This is a genomic window from Metalysinibacillus jejuensis (assembly GCF_003057615.1).
GTDB lineage: Bacteria > Bacillota > Bacilli > Bacillales_A > Planococcaceae > Metalysinibacillus > Metalysinibacillus jejuensis.
The window spans coordinates 12,764-27,867 of sequence record NZ_QAFW01000030.1 but is presented as its reverse complement, the minus strand read 5'-3'; the positions used below and the strand labels follow the sequence as shown (position 1 = coordinate 27,867).

Annotated in this window: 15 protein-coding genes, 1 tRNA gene and 1 other RNA gene; 3 read left to right on the top strand and 14 right to left on the bottom strand. The window is 39.2% G+C overall.

The annotated features are described in order from the left end of the window. Positions 1–351: 351 nt before the first annotated feature. The 5 genes from DDE80_RS09795 to ffs all read right to left on the bottom strand — a co-directional run bounded on the left by DDE80_RS09795 (position 352) and on the right by ffs (position 3,573). Positions 352–567, bottom strand: coding sequence for a YaaL family protein (locus DDE80_RS09795; RefSeq protein WP_108307476.1), 216 nt, complete (start codon positions 565–567; stop codon positions 352–354). Next, positions 567–1,163: a recombination mediator RecR gene (gene recR / locus DDE80_RS09790; protein ID WP_108307475.1), complete on the bottom strand. Its 597-nt coding sequence runs from the start codon at positions 1,161–1,163 to the stop codon at positions 567–569. The genes DDE80_RS09795 and recR overlap by 1 nt, the downstream gene beginning before the upstream one ends. Before the next feature lie 10 nt (positions 1,164–1,173). Beyond that, positions 1,174–1,488: a YbaB/EbfC family nucleoid-associated protein gene (locus DDE80_RS09785; RefSeq protein WP_108307474.1), complete on the bottom strand. Its 315-nt coding sequence runs from the start codon at positions 1,486–1,488 to the stop codon at positions 1,174–1,176. 15 nt (positions 1,489–1,503) lie between these two features. Then, complete coding sequence (dnaX, locus tag DDE80_RS09780) at positions 1,504–3,183, bottom strand: DNA polymerase III subunit gamma/tau (protein WP_108307473.1); 1,680 nt, start codon at positions 3,181–3,183, stop codon at positions 1,504–1,506. Between the two features lie 122 nt (positions 3,184–3,305). Then, positions 3,306–3,573, bottom strand: an RNA gene (gene ffs, locus DDE80_RS09775) — signal recognition particle sRNA large type. A gap of 128 nt (positions 3,574–3,701) precedes the next feature. On the opposite strand from ffs, the gene DDE80_RS09770 reads away from it, so the two are divergent. After that, positions 3,702–3,794, top strand: a tRNA-Ser gene (locus DDE80_RS09770). Positions 3,795–3,892: 98 nt separating this feature from the next. Here DDE80_RS09770 and DDE80_RS09765 read toward each other — a convergent pair. From DDE80_RS09765 to DDE80_RS09725, 9 genes are all read right to left on the bottom strand, one after another. Further along, the gene (locus tag DDE80_RS09765; RefSeq protein WP_108307472.1) at positions 3,893–4,168 is read right to left on the bottom strand and encodes a hypothetical protein; all 276 of its coding nucleotides are present in this window, start codon (positions 4,166–4,168) and stop codon (positions 3,893–3,895) included. A gap of 142 nt (positions 4,169–4,310) precedes the next feature. Next, a complete protein-coding gene (locus tag DDE80_RS09760; RefSeq protein ID WP_235612312.1) occupies positions 4,311–5,531 on the bottom strand; it encodes an FtsW/RodA/SpoVE family cell cycle protein in 1,221 nt (406 codons plus the stop codon). 122 nt (positions 5,532–5,653) lie between these two features. Beyond that, entirely contained in the window at positions 5,654–6,709 is a 1,056-nt protein-coding gene (locus DDE80_RS09755; RefSeq protein ID WP_108307470.1) for a lipid II:glycine glycyltransferase FemX, read from the bottom strand. A gap of 67 nt (positions 6,710–6,776) precedes the next feature. Beyond that, complete coding sequence (locus DDE80_RS09750; RefSeq protein ID WP_108307469.1) at positions 6,777–8,000, bottom strand: carboxylate--amine ligase; 1,224 nt, start codon at positions 7,998–8,000, stop codon at positions 6,777–6,779. 278 nt (positions 8,001–8,278) lie between these two features. Next, positions 8,279–8,887 carry an RraA family protein gene (locus tag DDE80_RS09745; RefSeq protein WP_108307468.1) on the bottom strand — a complete coding sequence of 203 codons (609 nt, stop codon included), beginning with the start codon at positions 8,885–8,887 and terminating at the stop codon, positions 8,279–8,281. 31 nt (positions 8,888–8,918) lie between these two features. Continuing rightward, a complete protein-coding gene (locus DDE80_RS09740) occupies positions 8,919–9,467 on the bottom strand; it encodes an LOG family protein (protein ID WP_201261521.1) in 549 nt (182 codons plus the stop codon). A 1-nt stretch (position 9,468) separates the two neighbouring features. Beyond that, positions 9,469–10,581, bottom strand: a complete 1,113-nt coding sequence (locus DDE80_RS09735) for a cryptochrome/photolyase family protein (protein ID WP_108307467.1) — start codon at positions 10,579–10,581, stop codon at positions 9,469–9,471. Then, positions 10,578–11,246, bottom strand: a complete 669-nt coding sequence (locus DDE80_RS09730) for a deoxynucleoside kinase (RefSeq protein ID WP_108307466.1) — start codon at positions 11,244–11,246, stop codon at positions 10,578–10,580. The genes DDE80_RS09735 and DDE80_RS09730 overlap by 4 nt, the downstream gene beginning before the upstream one ends. Next, positions 11,243–11,881 (bottom strand): deoxynucleoside kinase, encoded by a 639-nt coding sequence (locus DDE80_RS09725; protein WP_108307465.1) that lies wholly within the window; start codon positions 11,879–11,881, stop codon positions 11,243–11,245. The genes DDE80_RS09730 and DDE80_RS09725 overlap by 4 nt, the downstream gene beginning before the upstream one ends. Before the next feature lie 82 nt (positions 11,882–11,963). On the opposite strand from DDE80_RS09725, the gene tadA reads away from it, so the two are divergent. Beyond that, positions 11,964–13,415, top strand: a complete 1,452-nt coding sequence (gene tadA / locus DDE80_RS09720; protein WP_108307464.1) for a tRNA adenosine(34) deaminase TadA — start codon at positions 11,964–11,966, stop codon at positions 13,413–13,415. Positions 13,416–13,485: 70 nt separating this feature from the next. Continuing rightward, on the top strand, positions 13,486–15,078 hold the full coding sequence (locus DDE80_RS09715) for an S-layer homology domain-containing protein (protein WP_108307463.1): 1,593 nt from the start codon (positions 13,486–13,488) through the stop codon (positions 15,076–15,078). Positions 15,079–15,104: the final 26 nt, after the last annotated feature.

Genomic DNA, 15,104 nt, shown 5'->3' with positions numbered 1-15,104 from the left:
CTCTCCATAAGAGAGCGATTAAGCTCATGTTGCTGGCATCAATTTTGATGTCCAAAATTTTGTTTCAATTTAATGAAACGATTTATTGATTAACGTTTTGCTTGTTCAGTTTTCAAGGTTCATGTTTCCGTCGCTTGTTTCAGCAACTTTTATATCATAACATTTTGTTAAGTTGTTTGTCAACATCTTTTTTGAAATGTTTTTGTTTTGCAAGTTGTTGTCTTAACGACAAGTAATAATATATCACGTATGAAAAATTACCGCAAGCTTTTTTATTAAAAAAATAAAAAATGCACCCTCTTGCTATGAGAGTGCATACGCAATTTCGAGTTTCTTCTATATAATGCTGTTTTAAGGGCGTATTAATATTTTTCTAATACGCGCCTCTTTAAACAAATAAAAATATGTACTCTCAGCGATTTGACGCTTAGTAGTAACCGCCAAATCATAATCATCTGAGAGTTCTTCCATTGCTTTTGCTTGATTAAGCTCATCTTGTGCACGTTGAATTAATGCTATCAATTGCTCATCGTACACTTTTTTTAATTTAGGTTTACGAAATAACATTATAATTCTCTACGCCCTTCAATTGCCTTAGAAAGAGTAACTTCATCGGCATACTCTAAATCGCCACCAACAGGTAGGCCATGAGCAATTCTAGTTGTACGAATACCTGAAGGTTTAACGAGTCGTGAAATGTACATCGCGGTTGCTTCACCTTCTATTGTAGGATTAGTGGCCAAAATCAGCTCTTGCACAGTGTCATCTTGCAACCTTTGAATTAACGGTGCGATTGTAATGTCTTCTGGACCAATCCCATCCATTGGAGAGATTGCGCCATGTAACACATGGTAAAGACCATGGTAATCACGCATTTTCTCCATAGCGATAACATCTTTTACGTCTTGTACTACACAAATAATCGTTTTGTCACGTTGTTTATCAGAACAAATATGACATGGGTCTACATCGGTAATATGACCACATACTGAACAATATACTAAATTTCGCTTTGCATCCACAAGTGAATTAGCGAAACTTAATACGTCATCTTCCTTCATTGTTAACACAAAAAACGCCAGACGAGCCGCTGTTTTGGGCCCGATACCTGGCAATTTTGTAAAGCTATCAATTAGCTTTGCTATCGGTTCTGGATAATGCATCTGCTACCTCCTAGAATGGAAGATTCATACCTTGAGTGAATTTACCCATTGTTGATGCTGTTTCATCTTCCACTTTTTTAAGCGCTTCATTTGTTGCAATAATAATTAAATCTTGTAACATCTCGATATCTTCAGGATCGACTACAGCTTCGTTTAATACTACATCGACTACTTCGCGTTGACCAGTAACACTTACTTTCACCATACCGCCGCCTGCTGCACCTTCAAATTGTTTTTCATTTAATGCCTCTTGCGCTTCCATCATTTCTTTTTGCATTTTTTGCATTTTTTTCATCATGCCTTGCATATTTCCCATACCACGCATTAATAATTCCTCCTTTTAATCTTCATATACTTCGACAAAGTCGTCACCAAACAATTGTTTCGGCATTACGATAAGCGGATCTTCTTCCACCACGGTAACCATAGCTTCTTCAGTTTGCTCTGTAGGCATCAGGCTACGTTCATGTAAAAAATCTGCACGTACTTGTTCCCACTGAGTAGCAGGAATACAGAATATTGTTGGTATTTGTCCATTGTAGGCGAGTTGACTAGCTACACGTTGAAGTATAGCTGTATTTTCTGCAACCATTTTACAAAGAACATCATACTCGAATTTTAACACAAATGCACTCGGTGATGCCGCAACAGGCATTGTTTTATGAAAACGTGCTTCTTCTGCTTTTTGTAATGTGCCTAAAGCTATTGCCATATTTTCTTTAATATAGTTCAAGTTAACCTTCGTCGCCTCTTTTAAAACTTGTTTAATTTTTGTCACCGGTGCCTTATACGCTACTTCAGGGCCCCTATTTTGACGCACTGGCGCAGCAGAAGGTTGAGCTACGGCTGGTGGTACTTGTTCGAGTTGTGTCGTTAATTTTGAAATCATTTTTTCTAACTCGGCCACTTTTGCATTCACTTGGGGATCAATAGCAGGCTGTGTTTGTGCCATTTGTAATAAAGCGGTTTCTAAATATATTTTTGTATGGTGTGAAAAACGCATTTCTTGTTGTGTTTTCGATAATACTTCAATGTAGTGATATAAATTATCCGCCGTAAAGCTTGTAGCGATTTCTTTTATTTCTTCGGTTAGCGTAATAACTTCTAATAATTCTTCAAGCTTATTATCAGATTGAATGAGTAACAAATCACGGAAAAATGTAATGAAGTCTTCTGTTAAACGTAAAGGGTCTTTACCGTCTGCTACGAGCTGTTCTAAAAGTGTTAGCATACTAGCGACATCTTTTTGTTGAATGTGCATCGCCATCTTCGTAAATACATCTTGGCTGATTGCACCTGTTACTAACAACGTGTTATCTAGCGCTAACTTATCTTCACTAAAAGAAACTGCTTGATCTAACAAGCTTAAAGCATCACGCATGCCACCAGCTGCTGACTGTGCTATCACCTTCAATGCCTGCTCATCATACGGCAAATTAATATCATTTAACACAATTCTCATACGATCAATCATTTCTTGAGAAGTAAGACGTTTAAAATCAAAGCGCTGACATCTCGAAATAATAGTCGCTGGTAATTTATGCGGTTCAGTTGTAGCTAGTATGAAAACAACGTGCGCTGGGGGTTCTTCTAATGTTTTTAACAGTGCATTAAATGCGCTTGTCGAAAGCATATGCACCTCATCAATAATATAAACTTTAAAGCGTCCTAGTGCAGGAGCAAAACGTACATTTTCAATGACATCTCGAATTTCTTCAACACGTGAATTTGATGCTGCGTCAAACTCAATAACATCTGTAAACGTTCCTTCTGTAATACTAATACATGTGGGACACTCGTTACACGGCTCTTCTGTTGGGGCATGCTCACAATTTAATGCTTTAGCAAAAATTTTCGCTGCACTTGTTTTACCTGTGCCACGCGGGCCTGAAAATAGGTAAGCATGTGTAGTTTTGTTTGCGAGGAGAGCATTTTGTAGCGTACGCTTTACATGCGTCTGTCCTGACATATCGCGAAATGTTTGCGGACGGTAAACACGATAAAATGCTTGATAAACCATTAACTTCTCTCCCTTACATAAAAAAAATCGAGCACAATGACTCGATTCGTTGTTACTTATTAGTATAAAAGAAAAAAGCATTCGTTACAATCAACGAATGCTTTGAGCTTAGCAAATTAATGCCGTGCACCTCTCTTCGACTGACGCACATAAGCGTTACTCTTGTCGTTAGCTCCGTTCAGGCTGCCCCGCGGCACATGAATGGTACCACTTAATGCTGCTTCCTTCCGGACCTGACATGGTTCATGGGTATTCATTGCGCAGGACCCGAACTTCAACACTACGTGCAAAAGTCAGACCAAACAATACGACCAGCCTCTAAAGAGGAATTCAATCTCGCTAGAGCGGATTACGAGTTATAGGGCACCGCTACCTCCCCATCTAGCACGGCATTTATTAGTATAATCACTATTCTTATAAAAAGCAATCATTAACACATAATTCATAGTCTCGCTAAAATTAAAATAAAAAGTATTGCTTTCATAAAAAAACTATGTTATATTATTTCTTGTCGATACGGAGGTATACCCAAGTTCGGCTGAAGGGATCGGTCTTGAAAACCGACAGGCGGGTAAGACCGCGCGGGGGTTCGAATCCCTCTACCTCCTCCATTTTAAATTTATCCGTCGCAACTGTTGCGGCGGTTTTTTTATTTTATTCATCATAAAAGGCATCGTAATGATTTAATCATTAGGATGCCTTTTATATGTTAAATACTATTGCGATATTTTGCAATTGTACTTTTACGATTGTGCTGCGTCTCAAGCTTGATGTTCACTTCTTTCTTCATCGGGTAGCCAAGCGTATTAGTTGGCACTTGCTCTGTTTGCGTATGTTGCTTAGATGGCGACTTCTTTTGTTTCTTCGGTTGTTGACCATCAAATGCATGGCGCTCTTGGTGTAAGAAATCACGATATACTAACTCATTTTGAACGCGAGATGCTGAGCGATATGCGCTATACTGTTCTTTGCGATTTACTCTCACTTTCCCCTCCTCCTTCTACAAGTTATATCGACACTAACATTGCTTTTTATAGTACATTTTATCCATTTATTACTTTCAACGTATTTTACCTATGTTAAAAAACCTAAAAAAAAAGCAAGGTATAAGGACTTTACTCCCCACCTTACTCTTTCGTATCACTTTTAAAAAATAAGCCGTCATAAGACTGTTTGATTAAACATACTAAAGAAATTAACATGATGTTAGAAATAAGCGAACTACCACCGTAACTAATGAACGGTAATGTGATACCTGTTACCGGTAATAAGCCCATCGTCATGCCAATATTTTGGAATATCTGAAACGCAAATAATGTTGCGATGCTAGCGCCAATCATTGCACTCATTCGCGTCTCCGCTTGCATCGTAATTAAAATAATGCGATAGATTAAAGAAAACATTAGCACTAATACGAAAGCGCCACCTAAAAAGCCCATTTCTTCTGCAATCGTAGTAAAAATAAAATCGGTATGTTTTTCTGGCGTATAGACTGTATTACCAAGATAGCCTTTACCTTCAAATTGACCTGTACCGATCGCCATAATCCCTAAGCGTGTTTGATAAGAAGAATCCAAAAACTCAAATGGATGGAGCCAACCATTAATACGTGAAATTTGGTGTCCAGACAAAGAGCCGAGTAGTTTCTCTTGATAAAAATCATGAAAGAAGAAGTAACATGTCACGACAAAACCGATAATTGCTGTTGGTATCGCAGCGAAGAATATTAAAATTTTACGTTGAATACCAGATAAATAAATCATCGGTGCTAGTATAGCGAGATATAATACAACCATACCTGTATCCGGTTGTTTGTAAACTAAAAAAGCAACAGGTGCTAAAATAATAAATAGTTTAATTAATAACCAAACGTCTGTCTTCATATCTTGCATACTATATTTTTTATTATGTTTTTCAATTTCAGCCGCGAATACTAATATTAACGCAAACTTCATAAATTCTGAAGGTTGCAAGGCGAACCCTGGTAAGAAGAACCATGAAACCGCCGCATTAACTTCTCGAATAATACCATTAGGGTTACTAGTCATTGAAGCTGGTGCTAAAAATAAAATGAGGAGCAACACTAAAAACAGTGTATAAATATACCAACGAAACTTCATCCAAATGGAAAAATCAACATTGGTCATAATGAGAAGGACCATAAAACTAATTACATAAAATATCGCTTGCTTCATACCGTGGTTAGATACGCCGTATTGTGGAAATACAGTTACCGTTGAATGAATAAAGACGCTACTTACAATCCCTAACAAAGCAATATTTATAACTAAATACTTATCTAATTTACGAAGCATCTCAAGCAGTTTATTAACTATCCCAATGTACACATCTCCTAATTGTCACTATGCCAAAATTATAGCAGTAATTGCACTATGACAGAAACGATTTTTATAATAAAAGGTTGCTAAACAGCAAAGCTGCCACGAACGCTATGTTGTGGCAGCTGAAATTAAGATTTGCGTTTTTCAGCAATTTTCTTTTTCACTTCTTGAAGTTTTGGTACAACTTGTGTAAAGCCTTTATAAAGAAGTGGCTTATAAATTTTATCAATTTCGCCAATGTAATGGGTTACACCGTCTGTTTGGCAAAAACCATTTTTAAAGTTAAAGAGCCCATCTTCTTCACCGTCTAATACAAAGACGCCACCTAAATCATATTGCTCGGCGCCCGCTTCGATACCATCTATCATCATTTGATAATTTAAAAGATGGCTTGCATTCATCTTGCGTTTTTCATTTGAACTACCCGCATATAAATAATACTGTTTTCCTTCATAATTTAGAAGTACAGCTGCCGCTAAATAATCATCTTCATGTTTAGCGCGGTAAACGATAAAATGCTCCGGAAATGCTGCGCGCATCTTTTCAAAGTAGGCATAATCGCGCGTCATAATACCTTGGCGTTCTCCCATCACATCATACAGTTGGAAAAATGTTTTTAAGTAGTCGTCACTTGCTCCTGCGTCAACTACAACACCTTCACGTATCGCACGGCGAATTTTACTGCGTACACGAGGTCGAAACTTTAACATTAACGAGTCAGCATCTTCTCCAGCTAAGCGAACTATCATATTGTAACGAGGTTGAATTAAATCATCTTCTGTCATTCCCTCATTGCGTACTTGATAGCCAGCTTTTTGATACAAAGCATGCAATTCATCCGTATAAAGTTGCTCAGGGTCCATACGAAGCGCAAATGCTTTATACTTTTTAGCTAATGGTTGTACCTCGCTAATTAACTCGTTCACTAATGAAATATCATGTAAATCGCATAGCGGACCACGAGGTGCATACAATAAAGCGTAGCCTCCTGGCACTCGTCGTACTAATAATGACATAGCAGCTACAATTTCGCCGTCTCGCTCTACATATACTTGTTCATTACCCCAGTCGTCTTTTACATCTGCCCAGTGCAAATCTTGTGTTAATGCACGGTACGGTGATTGACGCGTAAAGCGGATATAACGCGCAACATCTTGTGCATTTTTTTTATCTAAAATAGGCATGATTTCATCCTTTCATCCTAATTACAATAAGCTCATTTAGCGTATAGCACCTATGCGCAAAGTGCAATTATTGGCCTTGCCAGTTACTATTGCGATACTTCTTAATATAATTAACTTGACGCGCAGCTAAATATAGCTTGCGTTTCAAATGATTATCGTATTTATAAAATAGTGGATTAACGACTTCACCAGCTTTTAAGCGCTCTTTAATCTCTTGTTGGAGCACGGGATCTTTCACATATTTTTTTAATACATACTTCGGTACAACTGTAAATAACATCGGTTTAGTAACATAAGCAAGCGGTTTAGTTCTTTCATAAATTAAATCATCAACAAACATGCTAGCCATCGGATAACCGCAAGCATCGACATAATAGCTTGAACGACCTTGACGTATATTAATTTCAAACACTTTAAACTTACCATCACGTTCATCGTACTTTAAATCAAAGTTACCAAAACCTTTATAGCCAATATCTTCACAAAACGCCACGAGCTTTTGCATCATTTCTTCATTATAGCGCGTTAATAGCGCGGTATAGTTACCGATAGCTGTCATTTCATGTTCTTGTAGGGCAACTTGCGCGAAAGAAATTAACTGCCCTCGACCATGTTGATTGCCGTAATAAACAGCGTCCCACATAAATGTATCGTCACCTGGGATATAATCTTGAATAATTAAATCGCCGCGATAGCCGCCTGACTGAATTAGTTTAATCACGCGGTTAATCTCTTCATGGCTCTCTACCTTATAAATTTTTTGTAAACCCTCAAACGGATTGCGATAGTATTGTACCCCATCACTCGGTTTAATTATGACTGGAAACATCACTTCTTCCTCAAAAGGAGCATCTGATGTGCAGTCATAATAATAAGTGCTTGGTGTGTCGAGTCCGTGCTTAGCACATAACTCATAAAAATTCTTTTTTAAATAAACTTGGTCCATAAGCTCCTTACTCATATAGTTGAATGTAAAATGCTCTGCTAATTCATGCTGATGGGCAATAATCATCTCAACATACAAGTCGTCCGTACCGACTAATAATAGCTTCTGCTTCGGCTTCATATACTTAGTTGCGATGTCTTTTAAATAAGCAACAAAGACAGAAGGTGTATGCAAAGCAGGGTTAATTTCTTGAATCGTCGTCACATTGCTATAAGCAGTAAATGGTAAAGTCGCTCGACCTACGATTACAGGCTTAATACGATATGTATCATAAAATGAAATCGCCATATTATAAGCATTAATATTTGTCCCGACAATTACAGGTAAAAATGAATAAGTCTCCATATAAACCTCCTAGTATGATATGCGAATAGTATACCTCATTATACAACTTATTAGAGACGTGTCACAATTGCATCAAAAACTTGTGTTCGTTTACGGTGTAACAGAAGTGGAGCGCTCATTGCGAACAGTTATTGCACACAACGTCAACATTCCATCGCTATGTTGACATATATCCTAAAATTGCTCAAACCTTTTACAGACACAGTAAAGGAAATACGCAATAATAAAAACAACTCGCTTCTTTTTTTCCTAAAAAAAGCAAGGGCAATGGCCCCTGCTCATTTTACTACTTTATCTAAATAGGCCCGAATAGAAGCTTCACCATCGGCGTGGGCTTGTCGTTCACGCGCTTCATCTTTTGCTAGCTTGTCTTCTGCCTTTTGTACAATATTATCAAGCGTTTGTTGTGGCACTACAACTACTCCGTCCGCATCAGCTACAATATAATCACCAGGTTGTACACTTACGCCTCCAATGGCTACTGGCACATTTACTTGACCGCCGCCATTTTTAACGCCTGCCGCTACCGTAGTGCCGCGTGAAAATACAGGAAAGCCCATCGCAATCATCGCTTGGCTATCACGTATTACGCCATCCACAATAAAGCCTGCAATTCCTACACCTTTTGCTAGTGAAGCAACAAAGTCACCCGCTACAGCGCGGTTCGTATTACCCTTGGCATCAATGACTAAAATATCGCCCTGCGTTGCTCCTTTAATCGCTTCAAGCACCGCGCCGTTTTCGCCGTCTGGCAATCTTACGGTAACAGCACGCCCTGCAATATGCCAAGCGCTGTCGAGTGGCTTAATGGCATGGTTAACATTTGTATGACCGCCAGTCGCATCAGAGACGGCTGTCGTTGGTAATTGTTGCAATCGTTTTATCATAAACTAACACCCCTTTGTTAAATCGCAGTAATTACTGCGTTACGGTGTTGTTCGACAAAATGGCTGAAACTTCCTCTAAATTTGTCGCAATATAAAAGAAATTTTTGTGCGTAGGCTGAATAAAACCCTCTTTAATCATGCGCTCAATATGACGGATTAAATCATCATAAAAGCCAGCGACATTAAATAAAATAACAGGCTTTTGATGAATACCAATATGTGCCCATGTAAACACTTCAAAAAACTCATCGAGTGTACCAACACCACCAGGGTAAGCAATAAAGGCATCTGCCATATCTGCCATCATCGCTTTTCGTACATGCATAGACTCAACAAAGTGAAGCTCTGTTAATTTTTCATGCGCGATTTCACGCTTTTTTAATTGCTCAGGCAGTACACCAATTACTGCACCGCCATTGGATAACGCAGCATCCGCTACAGCGCCCATTAACCCTACATTTGAACCTCCGTACACAATTGTATGGCCATCTGTTGCCAATTGCTCACCTAAAGCATAGGCCGTCTCTTCAAAAATTTGTGACACCCCTAGCTGTGAGCCGCAATACACTGCAATTTTCACGTTAATTCTCTCCTTTTATCATATCGTAAGCAGCTAATGCACGTGCTCTCGCTGCTTTATGATCCACTATTGGTAACACATTATAATCAGCTGGTAACCACTTTTTAATATACGCTTCCGCTTTAAATTTTGTGCGTTGCGTTATCGGATTAAAAATGCGGAAATAGGGTGAGGCATCTATGCCACAACCTGCTACCCATTGCCAGTTGACCGCATTGTTGGCAAGGTCATAATCCACGAGCTGTTCACTAAAATACTTAACGCCATCTTGCCAAGGTTGCAATAAATGCTTAGTAAAAAACGAAGCACAAACCATGCGTACACGGTTATGCATATAACCTGTAGCATATAACTCACGCATCCCTGCATCAACAAGCGGATACCCTGTCTTTCCTTGTTGCCATAAAACTTGCAACTGCTCGTCCCGTTGATATGGAAAGTGGTTAAAATGCTCACGCAGTGGTTCACTTGCCATAAGTGGATACTGCGCTAAAGTATAGTGAGCAAAATCTCGCCAAATGAGCTGTCGTATAAAGCTTTCATACTCGCTAAATGTAGCGTGTAGCTGCACAGGACTGATTGCACCTACTGCTAAATAAGGAGATAAATACGAAATCGCTTGCTCAGAAGGAAAATCTCGCTTCGCTGCATAGCGCTGTGGTGTAAAATTGGCTAGCACTTCTTGCACATCTTGTGGCCAATACGCACTTATTTTTTGCGCCCACTGCGGTAATGCAAGTTGTGGAAAATCAGTAGTAAATGGCGCCTCTTGCTGCATAGGCTTTGCAACTACACTGCGCACATTACGCTTAAGACAAGCCTTATAAAAAGGTGTAAATACCTTATAAGGGGTGCCTTGTTTTGTCACTACAGTAGCTACATCATGTAATAATGTCGGCTTATCTTTTATTACTTGCTCTTTTAAAACGAGCGGTACACCTAACGCTGCTAGTTCACGATGCAATCGACGCAGTTGTTGGTAGCGAAAGACATCTTGAGCTGTCATAATCGTCGGTTGCTGTGCAATTGCGACAACTTGGTCCTGTGCCATAGCTTCGCTTAAAACACTATTGTCCGTAACGCGTAAATTATGATGAAAATGCACTTCAATCATTGTCGTAAATGTGCTGTCTGTTCAAGCATAGTGGCAATACGCTTCACAATTTGCTCAACAGCCCCTTCATCTTTCTTCAAGTCATAGTCATCTATCGTAATGCGTAGCACAGAACATGCATTAAAGTTATTAATCCAGTTTTCGTAACGCTCATGCATTTCGTACCAATAGTCATGCGATGTTTGCTGTTCCATTTCACGCCCACGGCACTGAATACGCTCAATAATTTTTTCCACAGGTCCTTCAATATAAATGAGTAAATCGGGGTGTGGGAAATAAGGTGTCATCACCATAGCATCGAATAAGTTTTTATACGTTTCATAGTCTGTCGGTGACATTGTGCCTTTATCATAATGCATTTTTGCGAAAATACCGGTATCTTCGTAAATCGAGCGATCTTGGATAAAGCCACCACCATATTCAAAAATACGCTTTTGCTCTTTAAAACGCTCCGCTAAAAAATACACTTGCAAATGAAAACTCCAAGCAGCAAAATCTTCATAAAACTTATCTAAGTACGGGTTAGTGTCTACTTTTTCGTAGGATGTCCGGAAATTTAAAGCCTCCGCTAATGCCTGCGTCATCGTCGATTTACCGACACCTACAGTACCTGCAATCGTAATGACCGTTTGAGCTGGGATATTATACTTCTCTCGTAAATTCATACTGTAAATCCTCTATTCTCTAAAGTTTCGTAACATGCCTGTAGCACATACATTAAATCATTATCGTTTTTCACAAAATCAATGGCATCCCCGTTAAAACGAATAACAGGAATATCTGGATGACTCGCTTCAAACTGCTCAATAAACACATGATAATCAAGCACAAGCTTTTCCATATAGTCACGCGAAATAAGACGTTCAAATTCACGTCCGCGCATAGCAATTCGCTTCATTAATGTATCAACCGTAGCATGCAAATAAATCACGAAATTAGGTCGTGGCATGTCAGCCGTTAAGATGCGGTAAATATTTTCATATTTTTCGTACTCGCTTGGTGGTAACGTACGTTTAGCAAAAATCAAATTTTTAAAAATATGATAATCTGCTACAACAGGTCGTTCCGCTTCTTGCATATATTTTTTAATATCTGTAAGTTGCTTATAACGATTACAAAGGAAAAACATTTCCGTTTGGAAACTCCATTCTTCAATATCCTCATAAAATTTATTTAAAAAAGGATTTTCATCCACGATTTCTTTTAATAAGTGAAAGTTATTTTTCGTTGCCAATGCTTTAGATAATGTTGTTTTACCAACACCAATCGGCCCTTCGATTGTTATGAATGGGACTGTCAAGATACAGGCGCCTCCTTATTAATTCAGTGCTTTTCATTGTATCATACGTGCTACAATATGCGTAAAAGAGAGGGAGTTTTTTATGCGTGATTTTTCTAAAGATGCCTACTTTATGCAACTCGCACTCGACGAAGCTAAGCAAGCTGCACGTTTAGGTGAGGTACCAATCGGGGCAATTATCGTATATAAGGACCAAGTTATCGCAAACACTCATAATCTATGCGAAACAACACAAAACCCTACAGCACATGCCGAACTTTTAGCTATCGAACAAGCTTGTCGCTATCTCGATGATTGGCGGCTTGAAGAGACGACGCTATACGTCACACTAGAACCATGTCCGATGTGCGCAGGTGCAATTTTACAAGCTCGTATTCCACGTGTCGTATATGGAGCAAAAGATGACAAAGCTGGCTGTGTGCACTCCTTATATGAGCTATTAAACGATGAACGCTTTAATCACCAATGTCGTGTTACACAAGGTGTATTAGCCCCACAATGCAAGCAAATTTTACAGCATTTTTTTGCGGAAGTACGCGCGCAAAATAAAAGGAGGAAACGTATGCAAACCATTATTCAAGCACCAATGGCTGGCGTCTCTACGCCCGCTTTTGTCATCGCTGCACATGAGGCGGGTATTTTAGGCTCATTTGGCGCCGGCTACTTAACAGCTGAACAAACAAAACTTGCTATCGATGAAATTAAAAAAGTCACATCTCGCTTTGTAGTAAACGTTTTTGTGCCCGAGAACATAGCGTTTACTACTGCGCAAATGGAGGAGGCTTACCGAGCCATTCGTCCCTTCGAACGTCAACTCAATCTTCACGAGCAACCGCTTCCTGAAGTACAACAACATTTTCATTCACAGCTTGAAGTAATTTTAGAAGCAGGTATTTCGCATGTCTCTTTCACTTTTGGTATCCCTCCTGCTATATGGATTGAACGTTTTAAGAAGCGAGGCGTTACGCTCATTGGCACAGCTACTACTGTGGAAGAAGCGATTGTCAATGAAAGAGCAGGCATGGATATGATTGTTGTACAAGGCATTGAAGCTGGCGGACATCGCGGTACTTTTTTAACAGGTGAACAATTGCCACTAAAACAATTGCTTAAAAACGTAGGTCGCGCTGTAAATATACCGCTTATTGCAGCTGGAGGTATCGCAACGAAAGCACATATCGATTACTATCTTGCTAAAGGTGCAAGTGCTGTACAAATTGGTACTGCTCTTCTCGCTACAGATGAAAGCGGTGCAAGCTTAATCCATAAGCAAACATTACTAGCTAATACGCAGGACACGACTGTGTTAACACGCGCCTTTTCAGGGAAAACAGCTAGAGGTATTACCAATACATTTATACAGGAAATGGCATGCGCACCGATCGCCCCCTATCCTGCGCAACATTTTTTAACGGCACGTCTTCGTAGTGAAAGTGCTAAGCAACACAACGCTCAATTCGTTTCGATGTGGTCTGGCGTAAATGGTCACCTAGCACAGGCTGGTTCATTAAAATCCGTTATTGAGACCCTTTAGTGTTTGCTGTATTCTTTCTTAGCAATTCGTTATACTAACTATACAACGATATTAATTAGGAGGTTTTGTAATGAAAAAACTGTTGCTTGCCGTTGTCTTATTTTTTACGGCTAGCATCGTTATGCCCACGTATACCAAGGCAGCTAACGAGCTTATTGATGGTAAACCGGTAAATGTTTCTTTGTCTGATGACGATTATCGTAGCTATAGCTTTATACTAAAAAACAAAAATCGTATTATGATTCGTGTAGAAAGCGAAGTACCTAAACTTACTTTCAAATTAAAAGAAGTAAATGGAACTTCAGTACCCGTCAATCCTGTATATTTAAATGATGGTCGTAAAGACAACCCACAAATTGTTGTTTATGAGTTAGATTTAAATAAGGGAGAATATATTATCGAGTTACACGCTCGCTACGATAGTGGTGGCGGTAAAGTTAATTTAACTTATTCTACTGGTGAATTAGAGGATATGACTGAACGTATCCCATTGGCATTTAATGAACAAGTAGAGGGCTTTATTGTGCGTAACCATGCGCAAGATATATACAAAATCGAGCTCGAAAAAGATGGCTATATTACTATCTTTTTAAATGGTTTATTACGTAAAGAAACATCGCTACAAGTGCTGGATTATCGTGATAATCCGTTGCTTACTAAAACGTTAAAGAGCACTGTTACGATGCCTGCACAATTTAACGAACGCATCGCCTTATCAAAAGGAACATACTATATTAAAGTGTATAACCGATTAAACGATGTAGAGATGAATACAGGTAACTACACATTAGAAACTAGCTACCAACCGACGAGCGCCAATGACCAGTCTGCTAATAATACGTTTGCAGACGCCACACCTATTCTGTTCGGTGCTACGACTACAGGTTTTTTAGGTCGTACAGATACAACAGATTATTATTCATTTATCGTGCCATCGAAAGGTGATTTTACAATTAACTTAATAAGTCGCTTACCAAAAAGTACAACGGTAGCTCTTTATAATCAATACCAGAATCGCATTAAAACCGAAACACGTAACACGAGCGAGACTAACCCTTATACATTTAATATGAAGATTGAAAACGCCGAACCTGGTAAATACTATATAAACGTTACTTCTCCTAAAGGGTTGATAGAAGGCGGCGAATATAGCGTCACACCTTTAGGTTTCGGGATTACTACGTTCAAAGATTATGATATGAGTGCCTACTGGACGAGCGCTTTCGCTTGGGGCTATCACAATGGGATTATTAAAGGACAAAGTGCTACAAAACTGTTAAAGCCTTATCAAAAAGTGACGGAAGCACAAGCACTCGCAATGATGTTCCGTCATATGTTTGGCACACAAGATTCAACAAAGTGGCAATGGTATGATTCGTATTATGACGTTGCTCGTGCTGAAGGTCTCCCTATTCGTACGATGCCGAATGAGCCTGTGCGTCGCGGCGACATCGCTCGTATGTTAGCCTACCTTTATACAGGCACCCATTTCTCTGAACGTGACGCAATCACTTGGCTGTATAATAATCATATTACAACGGGTAAAAACCCTAACGCGCCACAAGATTATGCTAACTTCGCACCGAATGAGTTGATGGTCCGTGCCCATCTCGTTGCTTTCATGCATCGCGCTGATCAAAATGGTTTACAACCTTATAAATAAAAAAAGTACAATTTTTCTCGAATCGA